The sequence below is a fragment of the Lyngbya sp. CCY1209 genome, assembly GCF_055795065.1.
This window is the reverse complement of sequence record NZ_JAYFER010000014.1, coordinates 1-449: the sequence shown is the minus strand read 5'-3', so window position 1 is coordinate 449 and position 449 is coordinate 1. Positions and strand designations below refer to the sequence as shown.

The 449-nt window shown below is 59.2% G+C and carries 1 protein-coding gene; it reads left to right on the top strand.

Annotation, left to right across the window (positions count from 1 at the left end; genetic code table 11):
• On the top strand, positions 1–449 hold a 449-nt coding region (locus AC0QHF_RS00065), incomplete at both ends, for a photosynthetic reaction center family protein (protein WP_473113488.1).

The window sequence follows — 449 nt, the reverse complement described above, 5'->3', positions numbered from 1 at the left end:
GAAATCGCCCGTCTGGTGGGAATCCGTCCCTACAACGCGATCGCCTTCACCGGCCCCATCGCGGTGTTCGTCAGCGTCTTCCTGATGTATCCCCTCGGACAGTCGGGATGGTTCTTCGCCCCCAGCTTCGGCGTGGCCGGAATCTTCCGTTTCATCCTGTTTTTCCAAGGATTCCACAACTGGACTCTCAATCCCTTCCACATGATGGGAGTCGCCGGCATCCTCGGCGGTGCGCTGCTGTGCGCCATCCACGGTGCCACGGTGGAAAACACCCTGTTTGAAGACGGTGAAGGTGCCAACACCTTCCGCGCCTTCGAGCCCACTCAAGCCGAAGAAACCTACTCTATGGTGACGGCGAACCGCTTCTGGTCCCAGATCTTCGGTATCGCCTTCTCCAACAAGCGCTGGTTGCACTTCTTCATGCTGTTCGTCCCCGTGACGGGCCTGTG